General features: G+C 65.1%; 16 protein-coding genes. 10 read left to right on the top strand and 6 right to left on the bottom strand.

Going from position 1 to position 19,853, the window contains the following annotated elements:
• Positions 1-45 precede the first annotated feature (45 nt).
• From groES to AC239G_RS14050, 3 genes are all read left to right on the top strand, one after another.
• A complete protein-coding gene (gene groES, locus AC239G_RS14060) occupies positions 46-339 on the top strand; it encodes a co-chaperone GroES (RefSeq protein ID WP_039209993.1) in 294 nt (97 codons plus the stop codon).
• 36 nt (positions 340-375) lie between these two features.
• Positions 376-1,968, top strand: coding sequence for a chaperonin GroEL (groL, locus tag AC239G_RS14055; protein ID WP_172170740.1), 1,593 nt, complete (start codon positions 376-378; stop codon positions 1,966-1,968).
• 283 nt (positions 1,969-2,251) lie between these two features.
• Entirely contained in the window at positions 2,252-3,820 is a 1,569-nt protein-coding gene (locus AC239G_RS14050; protein ID WP_487489094.1) for a polysaccharide pyruvyl transferase family protein, read from the top strand.
• A 237-nt stretch (positions 3,821-4,057) separates the two neighbouring features.
• On the opposite strand, the gene AC239G_RS14045 is transcribed toward AC239G_RS14050, so the two are convergent.
• Positions 4,058-4,462, bottom strand: a complete 405-nt coding sequence (locus AC239G_RS14045) for an SRPBCC family protein (protein ID WP_487489093.1) — start codon at positions 4,460-4,462, stop codon at positions 4,058-4,060.
• 265 nt (positions 4,463-4,727) lie between these two features.
• On the opposite strand from AC239G_RS14045, the gene AC239G_RS14040 reads away from it, so the two are divergent.
• Positions 4,728-5,504 (top strand): ABC transporter ATP-binding protein, encoded by a 777-nt coding sequence (locus AC239G_RS14040; RefSeq protein WP_487489092.1) that lies wholly within the window; start codon positions 4,728-4,730, stop codon positions 5,502-5,504.
• Positions 5,501-6,922 carry an FtsX-like permease family protein gene (locus AC239G_RS14035; protein ID WP_487489091.1) on the top strand — a complete coding sequence of 474 codons (1,422 nt, stop codon included), beginning with the start codon at positions 5,501-5,503 and terminating at the stop codon, positions 6,920-6,922. Before AC239G_RS14040 ends, AC239G_RS14035 begins: the two co-directional genes overlap by 4 nt.
• A 149-nt stretch (positions 6,923-7,071) precedes the next feature.
• Here AC239G_RS14035 and AC239G_RS14030 read toward each other — a convergent pair whose 3' ends face one another.
• The 3 genes from AC239G_RS14030 to AC239G_RS14020 form a co-directional block, all read right to left on the bottom strand.
• Positions 7,072-9,813, bottom strand: a complete 2,742-nt coding sequence (locus AC239G_RS14030) for a PEP/pyruvate-binding domain-containing protein (RefSeq protein ID WP_487489090.1) — start codon at positions 9,811-9,813, stop codon at positions 7,072-7,074.
• Between the two features lie 108 nt (positions 9,814-9,921).
• Complete coding sequence (locus AC239G_RS14025) at positions 9,922-11,136, bottom strand: lysophospholipid acyltransferase family protein (RefSeq protein WP_487489089.1); 1,215 nt, start codon at positions 11,134-11,136, stop codon at positions 9,922-9,924.
• Positions 11,137-11,226: 90 nt separating this feature from the next.
• Complete coding sequence (locus tag AC239G_RS14020; RefSeq protein WP_482400593.1) at positions 11,227-12,744, bottom strand: class I adenylate-forming enzyme family protein; 1,518 nt, start codon at positions 12,742-12,744, stop codon at positions 11,227-11,229.
• Positions 12,745-12,879: 135 nt separating this feature from the next.
• On the opposite strand from AC239G_RS14020, the gene AC239G_RS14015 reads away from it, so the two are divergent.
• Together AC239G_RS14015 and AC239G_RS14010 are read left to right on the top strand one after the other, a co-directional pair.
• Entirely contained in the window at positions 12,880-13,482 is a 603-nt protein-coding gene (locus tag AC239G_RS14015) for a TetR family transcriptional regulator (protein WP_172170756.1), read from the top strand.
• Positions 13,479-15,152, top strand: coding sequence for an acyl-CoA dehydrogenase family protein (locus AC239G_RS14010; protein WP_139908729.1), 1,674 nt, complete (start codon positions 13,479-13,481; stop codon positions 15,150-15,152). Before AC239G_RS14015 ends, AC239G_RS14010 begins: the two co-directional genes overlap by 4 nt.
• Before the next feature lie 139 nt (positions 15,153-15,291).
• Here the strand turns inward: AC239G_RS14010 and AC239G_RS14005 are convergent, their stop codons facing one another.
• Positions 15,292-15,744, bottom strand: coding sequence for a hypothetical protein (locus AC239G_RS14005; protein ID WP_139908728.1), 453 nt, complete (start codon positions 15,742-15,744; stop codon positions 15,292-15,294).
• A 207-nt stretch (positions 15,745-15,951) separates the two neighbouring features.
• Here AC239G_RS14005 and AC239G_RS14000 point away from each other — a divergent pair, with 207 nt between their 5' ends.
• Both AC239G_RS14000 and AC239G_RS13995 read left to right on the top strand, forming a co-directional pair.
• Positions 15,952-17,037: a pseudouridine synthase gene (locus AC239G_RS14000; RefSeq protein WP_181272452.1), complete on the top strand. Its 1,086-nt coding sequence runs from the start codon at positions 15,952-15,954 to the stop codon at positions 17,035-17,037.
• 9 nt (positions 17,038-17,046) lie between these two features.
• Positions 17,047-17,709 (top strand): GntR family transcriptional regulator, encoded by a 663-nt coding sequence (locus AC239G_RS13995; RefSeq protein WP_025776861.1) that lies wholly within the window; start codon positions 17,047-17,049, stop codon positions 17,707-17,709.
• 64 nt (positions 17,710-17,773) lie between these two features.
• On the opposite strand, the gene AC239G_RS13990 is transcribed toward AC239G_RS13995, so the two are convergent.
• Positions 17,774-18,088 (bottom strand): hypothetical protein, encoded by a 315-nt coding sequence (locus tag AC239G_RS13990; RefSeq protein WP_181272453.1) that lies wholly within the window; start codon positions 18,086-18,088, stop codon positions 17,774-17,776.
• Between the two features lie 171 nt (positions 18,089-18,259).
• Here AC239G_RS13990 and guaB point away from each other — a divergent pair, with 171 nt between their 5' ends.
• Complete coding sequence (gene guaB, locus AC239G_RS13985; RefSeq protein WP_259357641.1) at positions 18,260-19,786, top strand: IMP dehydrogenase; 1,527 nt, start codon at positions 18,260-18,262, stop codon at positions 19,784-19,786.
• Positions 19,787-19,853 lie beyond the last annotated feature (67 nt).

Genomic DNA, 19,853 nt, shown 5'->3' with positions numbered 1-19,853 from the left:
GTCTGACTCGATGAAATAGAACCCAGCGAAGGGAGAGGGCCCGATATGTCGGTCTCCATCAAGCCACTCGAAGATCGGATTGTCATCCGTCAGGTCGAAGCAGAACAGACTACCGCCAGTGGTCTGGTCATTCCCGAAACCGCCAAGGAAAAGCCTCAGGAAGGCGAAGTTGTCGCAGTGGGCCCGGGCCGTGTTGCTGACAACGGTAACCGCGTGCCGGTCGACGTCGCCGTCGGCGACAAGGTCATCTACTCCAAGTACGGAGGCACCGAAGTCAAGTACGCAGGCGAAGAGTTCCTCGTGCTCTCGGCTCGCGACGTGCTCGCCGTCATCGGCTGAATCCCCTGAACAACTACTTCACTGACAGGAGGACGAATGCCTAAATCATTGGAATTCAACGACGAAGCCCGTCGTGCACTCGAAAAGGGTGTCAACACCCTGGCCGACACCGTCAAGGTGACGCTGGGACCCAAGGGCCGCAACGTCGTGCTCGACAAGAAGTGGGGCGCTCCCACCATCACGAACGATGGTGTGACCATCGCCCGTGAGGTCGAGGTCGACGATCCTTACGAGAACCTCGGCGCACAGCTGGCCAAGGAAGTCGCCACCAAGACCAACGACATCGCCGGTGACGGAACCACCACCGCGACCGTTCTCGCTCAGGCCTTCGTCAACGAAGGACTGCGCAACGTTGCCGCAGGTGCCGCACCCGGACAGCTCAAGCGCGGCATCGAGACCGCCGTCGAGGCCGTCTCGCAGCAGCTGGGCACGATCGCCCGCGACGTCGCCGACTCCTCGGAGATCGCACACGTCGCCGGTCTGTCGGCTCAGTCGCCTGAGATCGGCAAGCTCATCGCCGATGCCTTCGACAAGGTGGGCAAGGACGGCGTCATCACGATCGACGAGTCGCAGGCCGCGTCCGTCGAACTCGAGATCACCGAAGGAATGCAGTTCGACAAGGGCTTCCTGTCGCCGCACTTCGTGACCGATGCCGATCGCCAGGAGGCTGTGCTCTCCGACGCTCTCATCCTCATCAACCAGGGCAAGATCTCCAACATCCAGGAGCTCCTGCCCGTCCTCGAGAAGGTGCAGCAGGCAGGCAAGCCGCTGTTCATCATCGCCGAGGACATCGAGGGTGAAGCTCTGTCGACCCTGGTCGTCAACAAGCTGCGCGGAATCATCAACGTCGCCGCCGTCAAGGCTCCCGGCTTCGGTGACCGTCGCAAGGCCATCCTCGAGGACCTCGCCGTCCTCACCGGTGGCCAGGTCGTCACCCCGGACATGGGCATGAAGCTCGACCAGGTGACCCTGGAAGAGCTCGGCAACGCCCGCACCATCACCGTCACCAAGGACAACACCACCATCATCGATGGTGCCGGTGCCGACGATGCTGTTGCCGGTCGTGTCGCTCAGATCCGCGCCGAGGTCGAGAACACCGACTCCGACTGGGACCGCGAGAAGCTGCAGGAGCGCTTGGCCAAGCTCTCCGGCGGAGTCGCCGTCATCAAGGTCGGCGCCGCCACCGAGGTGGAGCTCAAGGAGCGCAAGCACCGCGTCGAAGACGCTGTGTCCGCTACTCGTGCCGCCATCGAAGAGGGCGTCGTCGCCGGTGGTGGATCGGCTCTGATCCACGCTGCGAAGGTCCTCGACGGCAACGACCTCGGACTGTCCGGTGACGCACTCACCGGTGCCGAGATCGTCAAGCGCGGAGTCGTCCAGCCGCTGCGCTGGATCGCCGCCAACGCCGGCCAGGACGGCTACGTCGTCGTCGCCAAGGTCCAGGACCTCGAGTCCGGCCAGGGCTACAACGCCGCCATCGACGAATACGGCGACCTCATCGGTGCCGGGATCATCGACCCCGTCAAGGTCACCCGTTCGGCACTGCGCAACGCCGCTTCGATCGCCGCCCTGGTTCTCACCACCGAGACCTTGGTCGTCGAGAAGAAGGACGAGGAGGACGAAGCCTGAGCCATTCGCTCGGACTGAGTCGTCTCTGACCACGACAGTGGCCCGGAACATCACGTTCCGGGCCACTGTCGCATTCATCGGCGTATTCACCCTCACCGAGGCGGCCGCCGCTTATTCAACGCATTCTGAGTGGCTGTATCCGAGCCTGACCTTGGCGTCGGCTTGAACGCGAACGTATTCACCTCGGAGACAGGTGCTGTTCACGAGCGAACCCATCGCTGTCGTTACAGTGATCGGAATATTCGATTGAAGTTCTGCAGTGCATGACGTGAACAAGGGATCCATGAAGAGAATTACGATGATCGGCGACGTAGGCTGGAGCCGGTTCTACCATCTCGGCGATGAGGCCATGACCGAACTGGCCATCGATGCGCTCCGTGCCCGTTCGGACATCGCCATCACACTCATTGCCGGTGAACCTGAGCACGCGAGCGAAATGTACGGTGTCGACGCTGTCAAGCGTATCGGGTTCAAGCGCGACCGACGTCCGAATGCCTCGCGGATGGCGAAAGTTCTCGACTATGTCGGTGGAGATCGGGCAGCGCTCAAGGCAGATGACCCGGCGATTGACGTCATCGGGGCGGTTCGTGAGTCCGATGCTGTCCTCATCGCCGGTGGCGGAAACCTCAACTCCATGTTCGCCCACCACATCTATGAGCGTGCGACCCTGGCGAAGATCGCTCGCGTCCTCGGCAAACCGTATGCGTTGACCAGTCAGACGCTCGGCCCGCTCATCTACGACGAGGATCGGGACATCGTTCACGAACTCCTCTCCGAAGCGGAGTTCGTCGGGACTCGAGAGAGCTACACGACTCACCTCGTCGACGACCTCGGACGAGGTTCGGCCACGGCGCGTCGTCAGGTCGACGACGCGTTCTCATTGACAGCGCGCGACGAGGACCGGTCTGCCGTATCGGATCTGACCGAGCATCCGTTCATCCTGGCGAGCTTCGCCGAGAAGGCCTCGACCCCGATGCTCAGCGATGATGACTATCATGCGCGGTTGGCGGAACTCACACGTCGGCTTGCCGAGGATACCGGCCTGCGGGTGCTGCTTGTGCCGCACGGCGGGGCACTGCCACCAGCGCCGGAGACGAGAGACCAGCTCACTGATATGAAGATCGCTCGGGCCAGCGGGCATGCTGAGGTCGTTCCCACCCGGATGCTCACCGCACGAGAGCTCATCGCCCTGACGGAGCAAGCCCATTTGGTCGTCGGGACCCGGTACCACGCTGCGATTTTCGCTGGAGCCGCGGGCGTCCCGTTCATCTCACTGGCGCCGAACCTCTATTCGTCGATCCGCATGCGTGGAGCTGCTGAGAACGTCGGTATGGAGGACTTCGTGCTGCCGCTCGATTCGGTCGACGACATTGTGGCAACTGGGGTCGGCGCGGTGGAGGACCGAGGCGAGCTCACGAACCGATTGCGTTCGCAGTCGCAGAAGCGCCGCGCCGAGCATAGGGAGTGGTGGGACTTCGTCGTGGCGAAGACGCTGGGCGTCACTCCCGGAGCGGCGGAGTCCGAAGCACCCGGCTTCTTTCACGCCGATGTGATCGACAACCCTTACGTCGACAACATCGGCGTTGTCCGCGAACGTCTCAACGCCGTCCAGAACTATGGGTTGGTGATGGCGCTCAAGGACCGGAAGGCGGCACGGTTGAATGAAGAGGTGCAGGCGGTGAAGTCGCAGCTGCAGCGCGTACGCACCGAACGCGACGAGGCCCGCCGACGTGATGAGCGGCGCGAGGCAGAGCCTGCCGTCCGGGCAGCGCGCCGTGTCGAGAGCGCGAGCCGACAGTCTGCAGACTTCGCCCGCCGCGCATATCGCCGGCTGCGTTCCGCGCGCAGGTAGGCTCAAGGGCCTCGGGCGCGCAGGATTCCACTTTCGACACACCCTGCTCTGAAATGCACACTGAAGAACCTAGGCAATTCAGAGACAGGTGTACAAAAGGCCTGAAGCCACTGTGACCCAGCCGTTGTTGCGCGCTTTGTGCCGTCTAGGGCGTGCTCGGGCATGGGGCTGTGTCGTTGGTGTCGGCTTTGTGCACGCGCGCGAGGCCTGGACGAAGGGTGCTCAGGCAGGGCGTGTTCAGGCGCGGTCGCTCTCGAGCTGAGTGCGCAGGCGGGCGAGGTCGGCACGAACCATGTCGGCGTCCCGGTCGAACTCGGCGTCGTCGACTCCTGGCAGACGGAACAGAGTGAAGACCACCTCGGCGCCGGTGCCGTTGGCGAGCACCCGCAGGGGATTGTGCACGATCGTGCCGTCGGGGAAGATCACGTCGTGATCGAGGATGCCCAGCTCCGTGTGCGGGCCGAAGCGGACTTCGACCTCGCCCATCGGGGAATCCGTGATCCAGCGGCCGCCCGCCTCGCGGATTCCATTGCTCAGTCCTGCGGCCCAGGCCGGAAGGTTCGCGGGATCGCCGGCGAAGGCCGCCACCTCGGCGGGTGAGGCGTCGATGGACGTCGATAGGTGGAGCGCTGGATTCGTCATCTCCCAAGTGGACCACATGAGAAGCCGCGCGGCCAGGGAAAGGGAGCGGACCATCGCACGCGGTCCGGCCCCTCGCACGCGGGTCGGTACCTCGCACGCGGGCCGACCATCGCACGCGGTCCGGCCCAGAGTGCCCTCCCTCGTGACGCTCGCAGCAGACCGTACACAGCTCGCTCCCACCTACTGGCCAGTCGCTTTTCATGTTTCTTAAGCCCGATCCTCGTTAGTCTGGAAATGACAGCTTGCACCGACGCATGAGGAATCTATGACCACCGGCCCAACGATGCCCATCGCCCGACTTCGCGACGTTTCGAAGGTCTTCGATCCGAAAGGGGCCGCGGTCACGGCTCTCAGCGGGGTCAGCCTCGACATCGCACCGGCCAATCTGACCGCGGTGATGGGGCCCTCGGGCTCGGGGAAATCAACACTCATGCACGTCCTCGCCGGACTCGATCGTCCCACCTCGGGCTCAGTCCACCTCGGCGAACAGGAGATCACGAAGCTGCGCGACGACGACCTCACCGCCCTGCGCCGCCGCCGGATCGGATTCGTCTTCCAAGCGTTCAACCTCGTGCCCACGCTCACCGTCAAAGAGAATATCCGCCTGCCCTTCGAACTCGACGACCGTCGGCCCAATGCCGACGAACGCGCCTGGATCACCACGGTCGTCCACCGCCTGGGGTTGGAAGACCGCCTCAAACACCGACCCAACGAGCTCTCCGGCGGTCAACAGCAGCGCACCGCCATCGCGCGGGCGCTCGCAACCCGCCCCGACATCCTCTTCGCCGACGAACCGACCGGCAACCTCGACGCGAAGTCCGGTCGCGAAGTTATGGCGATCATGGTCGAGGCCGTCCGCGACTTCGGCCAATCCATCGTGCTCGTCACCCACGACCCGATCGTCGCCGCCCACGCCGACCGCGTGATCTTCATCGCCGACGGCACCCCCGTGACGGAACTGAACGACACCATCACCGCCGAAGCGATCGCCTCGACCATGCTCGACATCGACGAACGCGCCGAATCCGCGGTGAGTCGATGAACCCGCTGCGCGAAATCCGAACCAACCCGCGGCAGTTCTTCCCCAGCATCCTCGTCGTCTTCATCGCCGCTCTCTTCGGCACCGCAATCATGCAGGGCATCGCGATCCTGACCGCGTGGCTGTCGTCCGAGAAGATCATCGCCGAGTCCGAGACCGCGCAGAACTTCCTCTCGATGATCGGTGTCACCTTCTTCCTCATCGCTCTCTTCGTCTCCGCGATCGTCATCGCGAACACGTTCTCGATCATCATCGCCGGTCGCAGCCGCCAGCTGGCTCTGCTGCGCCTCATCGGGGCATCGTCGAAACGGCTGCGCAGGGCCGCCTCGGTGGAGGGCCTGATCATCTCCGTCCCCGCCGCGGTGCTCGCATTCGCGGCGTCGACCGGGCTGGCGAAAGCGGCCCAGAATTATCTGGGCAGCGCCATCACCGAGGAGGTCGCCCTCCTCACCCCGACCATGGCTGTTCCAGCGCTCGCCACGATCATCGTGACCTGGCTGTCGGCGTACCTGGGCGCGCGCCGCATCACGGGGATCTCACCGATCGAGGCGACCTCGCAGGCGGTGGAGGCCCGGCCCGAGGATGCCCGCGCCTCACTCGGCGGACTCACCGCCTCGCTGATTCTGCTGTCCATGGGGGTGACGTTCCTCGTCAACTCCGTGATCGGGGCCGCCGATCATCGGATCAGCGTGATCAGCGTGGTGCTCACCGCATTCGGCTCGAGCCTGACCTTCCTCGGCGTCATCATCGGCCATCCGTGGATCCTGCCGCCCCTGCAGTCGGCGATGGGCTGGCTGTGCGGGCGCACCGCGGTGTCCCGGTTGGCCGCCTCGACGATCGCCCGCCATCCCACCCGGAACGCGCGCACGGTCATCGGACTCGTCATCGGCATCACGCTCATCGTCATGTTCGCCACCGCCATGACGACCTTCCGCGATCAGCTGCTGCGGTATGCCAGGTCGCTCGGCGAGGAAGGGTGGGGCGGCCTCGAAGACGCGCTGGCCACCGTCATCGACAAGTCGATGCTGTTCGCGTTGGCCCTCATCCTCTTCTCCGTGATCATCGCCGTCATCGGCGTCGCGAACACACTCATGCTCTCCGTGCGTCAGCGCACTCAGGAGATCGGGCTGCTCATGGCGCTCGGCCAGACTCCGAAGCGCGTGCGTCGGATGATCACGGCCGAAGGCCTGCAGCTGAGTCTGACCGCCTGCGCGGTCGCCGTCCCGCTGGGCATCGGCTTCGGCTGGGTCGGCGCGCTGACCCTGCTCTCGCCGCTGCTCGGCCTCTTCGCACCGAGCGTGCCCTGGACGGTCGTCATCGCCGTCATCGTCGGCACCCTCATCGCCGTGTTCGTCGCCAGCCGCGAACCTGCCCGCGCGGCCACATCGATCAGCCCCGTCGAAGCGCTCGAAGCCGTGTGAGGTGCGGGTGCTGCGGATGGCTACCGCCGAGGCGTCCGGCAAGGCCGCGGCGAGCAGCCCAGTTTGAGTTGAGCAGCCCGGTTTCAAACATGGGCTATTCAACTAAGACTGTGTAGAACTGTCGTCCGGGCTGAATCGAGCTCTGCGCCTCAGTCGAGTTCGATGACGTTTCCGTTGGATCCGTCGACGCGGACGCGCTGGCCGGAGGTGAATCTGCTGGTTGCGTCGCGCACGGCCATGACGGCGGGCAGTCCGAGTTCTCGAGCGGTGACCGCTCCATGTGAAAGTGCTCCGCCGCTTTCGGTGATCACCCCGCCGGCCTGGTAGAACAGGGCGGTCCATGCCGGGTTCGTGGTGCGCGCGACGAGGATCGCTCCGTCGGGGAATGATGAGAAGTCAGCGGGGGAGTGGACGACGAAGACCTCGCCTTCGACGGTCCCCGGGCTGCCTGCGGTGCCAGTGATGTGGTCGGTGTCAGCGTCGACTGCTGCTGTTTCCTTGCCGTACTCCCATTCGGGTGTGCGATCGACCGCAGCCTGGTAGGCAGCCTTGTTCTGTGCGGCGATCTCGGTGAGGCTCGTCAGAGCGGATCCTGTTCCCGTGGTGCCTGTGACCGGGCTCGTTGAGGCGCGGGTTGCGGCAGCGTCGGCGGTGTCCACCTCGCGGTCCGCGGCGTCGGCACGGATCGCCGTTTCGAGGTGCTCGAAGTCGATGAAGTACACATCCGAGGCCTCAACGAGGACACCGGCATCGACGAGCCTGCCGCCGAGCTCCTTCAGCGCGCGCCGCATCGGCAGGGTCAGCCGCGTCGTCTGATAGTGCTCGAGGTCATCGAGTGCCGTGTAGGTGCGGGCCAGACGGATGACTTCCTGGACGAGATAGCGCAGCTTCTCAGGTGCCGCATTGACGACGGCGAGTTCGGTCTCTGCCTGCACGATCTTGCGCTCCATGTCCGTCATCGGCGCGGACGCGGCCCCTGTGCCCGAACCCGACTCCGGCGAGCCGATTGTCGCAGCGGCCGAATGGTCTCCACCACCCGCTGGACTGGCCCCGACGTCCGAGGTCTCTGCTTCGGCCACGGTCCGTGCGGCGAGCAGGCGGATCTGGTCGAGCACGATGTGCGGAGCCTCGACCCACGTCGGATGGTAGGCGTCGAAGTCGAGTTCACGGTGTCCGTGCTGCTCGAGGAACCGGTCGAAGGATGCTTTGAACTGCGGGAACCTCTCCAGCTCCGCGACCCCGGCCTCACCTTGGTGGGCCTCGAGCGCAGTGAGCAGATCAGCATCGGCGGCGACAAGCTGCGAGAGCTCGCGCAGCTCGGCGTTGACCTGCGATGTCTTCGTCTCCGTCGACGCCATGAGGCGTTCGAACACGACCTGTGCCTGATCCTCGTCGAGAGCGAGCGAGAGCATGTGCTGCAGAGCCGCATAGAGTGTGCCCTGGGTCAGCGAGATCGCGATGTTCGGTCGGAAATACTCGGTGCCGAGGTCACTGATCGCAATGACGTGATCCCACACCTGTGCCAGTGACTTGTCTTCCAACGGCTCGTTCGACAGGCGACCGATCCCGATGAGATACGTGTCGAGATCACGCATCCACTGCACCGGCAGCTCCTGCACCCACCCGAACTGCCGAGCGATCTGGGGCAGCGACTCGGTGATCGTCTCGACGCTGGCGAGCATGTTCGTCGGCAGCCGGCCGGCGTAGAGATCGACCGCGGTCTGATTGCCGTAGATATAGAAATCGCGCATGACGAACCATTTGTCATCGAACGGCGGCAGCCCCATGAGATCGAAACTGTGATTGAGCGAATGATGGAAGCCGGCCTCCACGAGATCCCAGGTCAGCGGTGTCACCGGGGTGGGGAAGCGCTCCGCGGACTCATCGCGGGTCCACCGCGGAGCCACCCGCGTGATCGGCCGCGACTGCAGCAGATAGAGATCGCCGTCATGCAGCGCCCATTCGATGTCTTGAGCGAACCCGAAATGGTTCTCCGCGGCCACCGCGAGCTCGGCGACCTGTTTCGCCTGCGCCGTCGTCAGCGCCGGACGCGTGCGCTGCTCCGCGCCGAGGTCGACGACCGTCGTCCCCGCGCCGTCACCCTCACCGAGGCGGTCGCCTCCGACGTCGTGGCCAGCCCCGTCGCCCGCGCCGTTCCCACCGCCGGTCATGATGAGCGCGGTGGGCTTCTCGGCGATCTCGGCTGCGACCTGCTCGCCGGTTTCCCGGCGGACCCGGAATTCGTCGACGGGTTCCTCTCCGCCGACAACAGTCTCACCGAGGCCGAAGGCTGCGTTGATGAGCACCTCATCGGTGTTGCCGCGCACCGGGTCGACGGAGAACGCGACACCCGCGGCTTCGTCGGCGCCGACGGAGACCATGAGCTGGACGACGACGGCCATCTTCGCCTCAAGCTGATCGACGCCGAGCTGCCGGCGATAGCGGAAGGCATGCTCGTTCCACAGGGAGGCATAGCAGTCGCGCACCGCCTCGGCGATGGCGGCGGTTCCACGCACACCGAGGTAGGTGTCGTGCTGCCCGGCGAACGCGGCACCCGGCAGGTCCTCCATGGTGCCCGAGGACCGGACGGCCACGGCCTGGCCGGTCAGGCCCGCCTCGGCGACGGCTTCGTCGAATTCGGACAGCCAGGTATCGGGGATAGCGGTGGAGCGGATGAGTTCGGCGATCTCCTCGGCGGGGGAGTCGGTGCCGAAGAGCTCGGAGATCCGCGACTTCAGCGGTGCGATGAACTGGGAATAGGCGTCGGCGGTGACGATGAAGCCACCGGGCACGGGCAGGTTCTGCGCGGACTTCGCCAGGCTTGCGCCCTTGCCGCCGCTGCGGGCCAGCTCGGTGGCGAGGGGATCGGTGAAGCGGAGTGTGAGGCTCATCGGGGCTCCTTCGGATCTGCGGTTCACGAAACAGTTCATCGGGTGCGGTGCGGTTCGTCGGGCGGGGTGGGGTTGGAGGGTCGATGCGGTTCGTCGAGCAAGGGCGGTTCACAGCCGGATGCGACGGACCCCCAGCAGCAGCCAGCCGAGCACCCCGCTGAGGACGCCGGCGCCGATGACCGCGGGCCAGAAGAACGCCGCGATGATCAGCACCGGTATCCAGACCATAACCGCTGCGAAGCCCGCGAGGATGCGAAAGAATGTGACAGTATTGCGACCGTCCGCGCGTGACCCGGCGACCGCGGCGGCCACAAGGATCGGGGCGAAGAGCCACAGAGCCAGGAATCCGACCCACCTGATGACGGGATAGGTGCGCGGTGTCGTGGGGACATTCGCCGAGGTGGGGCCGCCGTCCGCCTGGCCCGCACCGGTAGGGCGGTCGCCGTCGGGAACGGCGGATCCGACCTCATTCTGCAGCTTGAGAAACGCCTGCGCATAGCTCGCCGAGGCGCCCGGAGTCCTCCGCGCCCGGTCGAGGGCACGGGCTTCGACAGCGGCGAACGTCGTTTCGTCCGGGCAGTTCACCGACACATCGTCAAGGGCGGCACCCATCGCCGAGGCGACCGCTGCCTCCCATTCTTTGACCTCCCTGCCGTCGCGGTCGGGAATCGTGACCGCGCGACCGCGGACCACCTCGGCGCGGGAGCGGAACCGATCCGGGGTCGAATAGAACAGGCCCACGGGGATGACCTCGACGTCGATGCCGTCTTCGATGAGGGCACACGCGATCCGGGCAGCGCCGGACTTGTACGGCTGCGGACGGTGGCCCCAATCGCTGCTGGCCTCGGGGAAGATGCCGAGGTCACCGCCTCGGCGCAGGTGGGCGAGTCCTGCCTCGACGGGGCTGGCCACGGAGGCGGGATCGAGTCCGTAGCGCTCGACGTCTTTGGGACGGACCACGGGGATGCCGGCAATGAAGAGGCGGAGGAACCAATGGCGCAGCAGCTGGATCGAGACGAGGAACTGAGCGTGCGGGAACGCTGCTAGCACCTGGTGGCCATCGATCGCGCCGTTGCGGTGGCTGGCGATGATGAGGCGCGGTCGCCGGACGGGACCTCCGTCGGGCGCGGAAGGAGAGTCAGCGGATGCGGCGGGACGGCCGGCACCTGAGGCGGGGGCCGCCTCGGCGGGAGATGATGCCGACTTCGGTGACTGGGAATCCGGGCTCGAGCTGAGGTCGAGCACGCGGATGCGGCCGAAGTACACGGTGCGCATGGCCGCGTTGATGATCCGGTGGCGCAGGCTCAGTGAGGCATCGCTCATGACACCAGTCCACCACAGGTCCGGGTGGGATGGGACGTCCTGGCTATGCAATCGACGGTCGGCCAGGACGACCGCGGCTCTCGGCCTTCGTCAGTCGGCAGCCACCTCGCTGCGCAGTTTGTGCTTGAGCAGTTTGCCTGAAGGGTTGCGCGGAAGTTCGTCGATGACGAAGACTTCGCGTGGCAGCTTGTAGCGGGCGAGCTTGTCAGCCAGGTGGTCGCGCAGTTCCTCGACACCGAAGTTCTCACCATCTGCAGTCGTGATGAAGGCCACGACCTGCTCGCCCCATTGCTGATCCGGCTTCGCCACCACCGCGACATCGGCGACCCGGTCGTGAGTGATGATGGCCTCCTCGACCTCGAGGGAGAACACGTTCTCACCGCCGACGATGATGACGTCTTTCGAGCGGTCGACGATATAGAGGTACCCGTCCGCGTCGAGCCGGGCGAGATCACCGGTCTTGTACCACTCGCCCTCGAAGGCCGCCTCGGTGGCTGGGGGATTGCCGAGGTATTCGCGCATCCGGGTGTCACCGGCGAACCAGATCTCGCCGGTTTCCCCGGGACCCGCCTCGGCCCCGTCGGCCGTGACCACCCGCATCGCGTTGCCGACCATCGCGTGCCGACCGATGGATCCTGCCTTGCGCAGCTGATCCTCGGGCCCGAGAAGACAACCGGTCGGACCCATCTCGGACATGCCGAAGAGGTTGTAGAACTGGTTGGTCCCGTAGGCGTCGATGAGCATGGCTGCCGTCGATCGGTCGATCGGGGCACCGCCGTAGTTCCACCGGCGAATGGAGGAGAAGTCGTAATCACCGAAGTCGAGGCCGAGCTTCTTCGCGGTCATGATCGGCGCAACATAGGCGACGGTGGGTCCGAAGAACGTCGTGATCTGCTCCGCGGCGATGATCTGCATCGATTCGACCGGGTGATACGCCCGCTGGAGGACGACGGTTCCACCCATCTGGATGGTGGGGACGAGGGCGATGTTCAGCGGCGCCGAATGCCAGATCGGCATGCAGATGAGGTACCGGTCATCGCTCTGGTAGCCCATATTGAGGTTGATGAGTGTGCCGACCTGGACGATATTGCGATGCGAATGCACGCACCCTTTCGGCGAGCTCGTCGTGCCCGAGGTGTAGAGAATCTGCGCGACCTGTTCATCGGTGAAGTCGCCTGGCGCCGCCTCCGTGGCGTTCTCGAGCTGGACATCGAAGCTGCCCGGGTCGTTGGGTTCTGTCTCCAGCCAGGTGACGTCCGGTGCCCCGGCCCGCGCGGTTCCGGCGAGTTCGGTGCTGACGATGCCGAGCTTCGCTCCCGAATGCTCGACCGTGTATTTGACTTCCGGAGCTTGGAACTTGTGATTGATCGGCACAACCGTCGCCCCGAGGTACCAGGCACCGAAAGCGGCGAAGACGAAACCTGGAACATTCAACGTCATGATGCCGACGGCGTCGCCGGGCCGGATTCCGTTGTCGGCGAGCACCTGCGCTGCCTTGAGCGCCCGGTGCCGCAGCTCGGCATAGGTGAAGCGCTGATCCTCGTAGACCACGGCCTCTTTGTCCGGGTTCCGCAGGACGGTGGTGTCGAGCATGGTTCCAAGCTTCATTGCTTCTCCTTGTGACGAGTGCCATACTGAGAACAATTGAACCACGATTCATTTCTTTGGGGAAGCGACAGTTCGGGCTGGCGCCGAGGTTGATGATGTCGACACCGTGGTGCCGCTGCGACCGATGGGGTGAGGATGGCATATCGCGCAACCCAGCGCACTCGGGCCAACGCCGAGGCGCGCCGCGCAGGCATCGAACGTGCTGCCCGACACGTCATCGCCCGCGGTGGATTCGCCTCGGCGAATGTGGCCGCCGTTGCCGTCGAGGCCGACTGCAGCGCCGGGTCGATCTACACGTATTTCAGCAACCGGGATGAGCTGTTGCGTCTCGTCTTCGCCCAAGCAGCCGGTCACGAGCTGGATGTCATCGCCGGCACAGTCGCCGAAGCATCCACGGCCTCGGAGATCGCGGAATCGACTGTCGAGGTCTTCGTTCGCCGAGCCGTCGCGGGGCGCAGGCTCGCCCACGCGCTGCTGCTTGAAGAGGTCCCCGAACCCGTGCAGAGCGAACGGCTGCGGCTGCGCCGAGGATACGTCGCCGTCATCGGAACCGCCCTGGACCGCGTGGGCGGCACGCAGATCCCCGCCGAGGTGGCCGCCCGTTCGATCGTCGGATGCGTGGGAGAGAACCTCGTCGACATCCTCGACCCGACTACCGCGAACCCGAGTCCTGCGGAGATCGAAACTCTCGTCAAGGCACTGACCACCTTCACCCGATCGGCATTAGGAGAACCATGACCACGACCGCAGAACCGACCGCCCCGCGGACGACGCATACCGTGTTCAACCAGGCACCACCTCGGCGAGATATCAACGAGTTCACGCTGAATACGGCCCTGAAGGACGCGCTCGCCCACTATGCGCCGGATGCCTCGCTTGACGAGGTCGAACGCATCGGAGCGCTCGTCGGCAGTGCGGACTTCATCAGCGACGCTCGCCTGGTCAACGTCCACGGACCGGAGCTGCGGACCCACGACGACTGGGGCAACCGCATCGACGAGGTCGACTTCCATCCGGCCTATCACCGGATTATCGGAGATGCGCTGGAGGCGGAAGCTCACTCCTACGCCTGGACTCATCCCGGGCCGGGGGCCAATGTCGAACGTGCCGTACGGTTCATGCTCTTCTCCCAAGTCGAGCCCGGACATGCGTGCCCGGTGTCGATGACGCACGCGGTCGTGCCGTCCCTGCGTGCCGATCCCGCGCTCGCCGATTTCTGGGTGCCACGCGCCACGGCCGCCGGCTATGATCCGCGGCGGATGGACCCGGCGTCGAAGTCCGCAGTGACCTTCGGCATGGCGATGACGGAGAAGCAGGGCGGATCGGACATCCGCGCGAACACCACCTACGGCGTTGCGTTCGGCGACCACTACCTCATCACCGGCCACAAATGGTTCTGTTCGGCTCCGCAGTCCGACGCGTTCCTCGTCATCGCCCAACTCGATGAGGGCCCGAGCTGCTTCGTCGTACCCCGTGTTCTGCCTGGCGGAGAACGGAATACGTTCCGGATCCAGCGGCTCAAGGACAAGCTCGGGAACAAGTCCAATGCCTCCTCGGAGGTCGAGTTCGACGCCACACACGGATGGCTTCTCGGGCAGGCGGGCAAGGGTGTCCGCACGATCATCGAGATGGTCGCCCAGACCCGCCTCGACTGCGTCCTCGGTTCGACCGCTGGGATGCGCCAATGCGTGGCCGAAGCGGCCTGGCACGCTCGCGGGCGTGCGGCCTTCGGGGCTGCGCTCATCGACCAGCCGCTCATGCGCGCCGTCATTGCCGACCTCCAGCTTGAAGCTGAGGCAGCCACCTATACGGCGCTGCACCTGGCCGCGTCCTATGACGACGATAGCGACGAGGCGGCCGACTTCCGACGTCTGGCCACCGCCGTAGCGAAATACTGGATCTGCAAACGCGGTCCCGAACATGCTTATGAATCGCTCGAATGCCTCGGTGGCAACGGCTACACGGAGTCCTTCCCTCTGGCTCGCCGCTACCGAGAGCAGCCGGTGATGGCCGTGTGGGAAGGCTCCGGAAACGTCATCGTCCTCGACGTGCTGCGTGCCTTGGCCCGCGAACCGCGCAGCGCGAAGACGTTCCTCGGCTTCCTCGAGACCGGGCTGGGCAGACACGCGGACTTCGATGCGGCGTATGAGTCGTTGGCCCGGTCGCTGCAGTCGGCGGTGCAGGATCTGGATTCCGGGGATGCGGCAGCGCAAGCGGCGCTGCAGGCGCGAGGCCGTGTCCTTGTGGAGAAGATGGCGCTGCTCATGCAGGCGTCGATCCTCTTCGAATCCGCCCCAGCTGAAGTGGCGGCCAGTTTTGCGGCGGCCCGCCTCGGTGCCGATCGGGGCCGCGAATACGGTGCCCTGCCCGACGGAGTCGAAGTCGACTTCCTCGTCGCTCGGGCGTGAGCAGGCGGCCCGGGCGCTGAAAGCACAGTTTGAGTTGAATAGCCCAGTTTCAAACATGGGCTATTCAACTCAAACTGTGCTGCAACCCTCGGGTGACCTGTGTTCTCAGCCGCGACGAAGTGCGAAGACGCGGCGGAATTCAGTCGCGGCGGTGAGCGGAGACGCAGCGGCGGCGGTCGACGCGCATGACTCGGCCGCGGTTGCGCAGTCGACGCTGAACGCAGTCCGGCGGTCCCTCGAAATCCGGTCGCGGAGTGCGAGAGACGACAGCAGGTTTGTGCTCGAGGGCGAATGAATCGGCCTCCCATTCCGGGGCGCGTCGCGCACCGAACTCAGAAGTTTCGATGAACGACCGGAACTCCGCGACCAGGCGCTCCTGCATGTCGTAGAGGCTCTCATCGTTGCCTGGGTAATCGAGGAGGACTTCAATGGCCTCTCCGGCGACGACGATCCGCGCGAAGAGCCGACGCTCGTCTTCGGTATCGCGGAGCATCGCGATGCTGTCCCACTCGTGATCGGCGAACATCGCGAGAACGATCGGAGTGACGACCTTCTCGCAGAGGACATCCTGCGTGAGTTCGATGCGGTCCATGTGTCCCACCATAGGTGCTCAGCCGTTGGGAGTTCGAAGGCGTCTCGGAGTTTTGCGGAAACCGCGGCGGATCTGCGGTATGCGGCAGACTTCGTGCGGTTCCACGCCAATGCTTCCGCGACCGCGACGACGGGGCATCGCAAAGACTGGGACGGAGACGACGCCGCAAAGACTGGGACGGAGATGGCACCGCATAGACTTGACCCCATGCCCCGCAGTCCGCTCTCGCCCCGAGAAGGAATCTCGGCGACCGCGCTGCGCGCCCCCGGCGGCAAGGCCACCCACGCGAAGAATCACCTGCCCGTTCCCGACTCGATCGGTCAGTGGCTCGAATCCGAATTCCCCGAAGCGGCCCCCGATTCCCGACGGGCGCTGCTGACAGATGGGGACATGCGCGACGAGGCGGGGCTCCCGGTGGCCTGGGACGATCCGGTCATTCCCGGCGGGTTCTACTTCTTCCACCGTCCGGTCCCGCCCGAAGAGCGAATCCCGTTTGAGGTCGGGATCGTCTTCGAGGACGATGACCTCCTCGTCGTCGACAAACCCCATTTCCTCGCCAGTACCCCGAACGGACGATTCGTCCGCGAATGCGTCGTCACTCGTCTGCGCGTCGACCTCGGCCAGCCCGATCTCGTCGCCATCCACCGCCTCGACCGGATCACCGCCGGACTGTTGGTCCTTTCGAAACGGCCCGAGACGCGCGGCCGTTACCAGCGCCTGTTCCAAGACCGACGAGTCAGCAAAACCTACCGTGCCCTGGCGCCGGCCCCGCCGCCAGAGCTCGGATTCCCGCTCGTCCGCGAATCGCGCCTGGTCAAACCCGTCGGCGGACGCCAGGTGCACGAAGTCGCAGGGGAGCCGAATGCGGTCAGTCGGATCCGACTGCTTCGGACCATCACCCCACCGGACGGCGAGCCATCGCGAGGTGACACGGATACCTTGCCGCCACCTCGGCGAGGTGGAGCTGACGGTGCCCCGTCCGAACGGGCGGGGGACGGAAACGGAGCACCACCTCGGCGAATTGATGCGATTGCCGAATACGAGCTGAGTCCGGTCACGGGCAAGACGCACCAGCTGCGGGTGCACATGAACGCGCTCGGGCTGCCCATCCTCGGTGATCCGGTCTACCCGGTCGACCTCGCCCCGGACCCCTACGACTTCTCATCACCGCTGCAGCTGTTGGCCGCGGAGATCGCCTTCGATGATCCGCTGAACGGGCTGAGCCGACGATTCGAGAGCGGACTCGAACTCGAACCCGCCGCAGTCAGCTCCGATCCAGGCGAAACCCGGTAGCCTGGTGTTATGAGTCCACATGCCCCCGGATGCACATCAGAGGCCATCGTCGCCCTTGTCCGCACCCGCATCACCGACGGTGAATACCCGGCAGGAAGCCCGGTCCGCGATGGTGCCCTGGCCAAGGAATTCAACGTTTCGCGCAACACCGCCCGCGAATCGCTGAGCTTGCTGCGCCACGCCGGGCTGCTCACTCAGGAACCCAACCGGGGCTTCTTCGTCTCCACCTTCGGCATCGACGAACTCAAGGACCTCTACCGCGCGCGCCGGGTTTTCGAGATCCGCGCCGTCCAGGAATCCCAGGACGCCACCGACGAGGCGATGGCCGCCGTCGAAGCCTCCGTGGTCCGGGCCGAAACCGCACCGAAGAACGAAACCTGGGCCGATGCGCAGGAGCACTCGGCATCGTTCCACCGTGCGATCGTCGGCCTGCTGGGTTCACCGCTTCTCGACGAGTTCTACCTCAATCTCATGGCCCGACTGTCGACGACGTTCTCGCGCTCGCCCGAACCCGGCAAGTACCACTCGCACTGGGCGAACCCGCACCGGGACATCCTCGAGAAGATGAAATCCGGGGACCGGCAGGGCGCCGAAGGACTGCTGCGCATCCACCTCGACGATTCCGAAGCCTCGACCCTCGACCTCGCACGGTCTGTGGGGGAGGGGCGCTAGCGCTTCGGTGAGGATGGGGCGCAGCGACGATCTGTGCCTGTAGGGCACGGAAAGCGGGGCGGAGTCAGTCATCTCTGTGCTCGACAGCGATGCCGTACTGAGCGACCTCATCGACCAGTTGGCGCCTCGCTTCGGCCTCGGCTAACTCCCACACTCGCATATTCTCGTTCGTGTCCCACCCTGTTGCTGTCGGAGTGGTCCAGAAGCTGGTGTCATGGCGTTCCCAGAAGTCATGGAGTGCTCGGAGATTCAGAGTGAGCTCATCGGAGAGATCGAGGTCAGAGGGTTTGAGGCACAGTTCGTCATGCTCCACGTCGCCCCAGAGCGGCCAGCGGCGTCCGTGGCTGGGAAACATGCGGATCTCCGGCGTCTTGATCATGGAGCCAGGCTACTGGACCGGATTCCAGCGCGAGGCGCATCGACGTGCTGATTTCAGCGCCAGTGCCTGTGTAGCCAGTCTCACAGTGCCCGGTGCTTGAACCCATAGCGGTCGACTCTCTCGCTCCGATAGCATTGAGCCACCGTATCTTCGCGTCGAAAGGCTGTCTTCATGGGAAACCCTGAGCAGGAATCACAGGCCGCAAACGATCCGTTCTCGCTGACGGGACTCACGTATGACGATGTCCTCCTCCTGCCAGGCGACACCGATGTCATCCCTTCCGAAGCCTCCACCGCCTCCCGGCTGACCAAGGAGATCGAGCTCAACATTCCGCTCGTCTCCGCGGCGATGGACACCGTGACCGAATCCCGGATGGCGATCGCCATGGCCCGCATCGGCGGCCTGGGCATCATCCACCGCAACCTCTCCGCCGAGGATCAGGCGAACCAGGTCGACTACGTCAAGCGCTCCGAATCGGGCATGATCAACGACCCGCTGACGATCACCCCGGACAAGACTCTGGAAGAACTCGACGAGATCTGCGGCAAGTATCGCATCTCCGGACTGCCGGTCGTCGATGAGAACAATGTGCTCGTCGGCATCGTGACCAACCGCGACCTGCGCTTCGTCACCCGCAGCGAATTCCCCACACGCACCGTCGCCGAGACGATGACGAAGATGCCGCTGGTCACCGCGCCCGTCGGCGTGGCTGCCGAGAAGGCGTTCGAGCTGCTCGCCGAACACAAGGTCGAGAAGCTGCCCCTCGTCGATGACAACAACGTCATCCAGGGCCTCATCACCGTCAAGGACTTCGTCAAGACCGAGGAATATCCGCTGGCGACCAAGGACGACGAAGGCCGCCTGCGCGTCGGTGCCGCCGTCGGATTCTACGGCGACGCCTACGAACGTGCAGGACTGCTCGCCGAGGCGGGAGCCGACGTCCTCGTCGTCGACACCGCCAACGGCCACGCCCGCGGAGTCACCGAAATGATCAAGAAGATCAAGTCGGACCCGGCGTTCTCCGCCGTGCAGATCATCGGCGGAAACGTCGCCACGAAGGAAGGCGCGCAGGCGCTCGTCGAGGCCGGAGTCGACGCCGTCAAGGTCGGCGTAGGACCCGGATCGATCTGCACCACCCGCGTCGTCGCCGGTGTCGGCGTCCCGCAGGTCACTGCCGTCCACCTTGCTGCACAGGCCGCTCAGGCCGCCGGGGTGCCGGTCATCGCCGACGGCGGTCTCCAGTACTCCGGTGACATCGGCAAGGCCCTCGTCGCCGGTGCCGATACCGTCATGCTCGGCTCTCTGCTGGCGGGATGCAACGAATCGCCGGGCGAACTCATCTTCGTCAACGGCAAGCAGTACAAGGCCTACCGCGGCATGGGTTCGCTGGGCGCGATGGCCCCGCGCAAGGGCAAGTCGTATTCGAAGGACCGCTACTTCCAGGCCGATATCGCCACCGACACCGACCTCATCCCCGAGGGCATCGAAGGCCGAGTCGCCTACCGCGGTCACCTCAAGCAGGTCGCCCACCAGCTCACCGGAGGCCTGCGCCAGACGATGTTCTACGTCGGCGCGCGCACCGTCGGCGAGCTCAAGGCCAAGGGCAAGTTCGTCCGCCTGACCACGGCAGGGCTGAAGGAAAGCCACCCGCACGATATCCAGATGACCGTCGAGGCCCCGAACTACGTCGTGAAGTGACGTAGGCAGGCACATCTGACGGAGATGCCTCTGGTCGATGAAAAGCCGCAGCTTCCGCGTTTGAGCG

It is taken from the genome of Brevibacterium sp. Lmc1 (genome assembly GCF_057654315.1).
The sequence above is the reverse complement of the archived record's forward strand: the minus strand, read 5'-3'. Positions and strand labels throughout refer to the sequence as shown.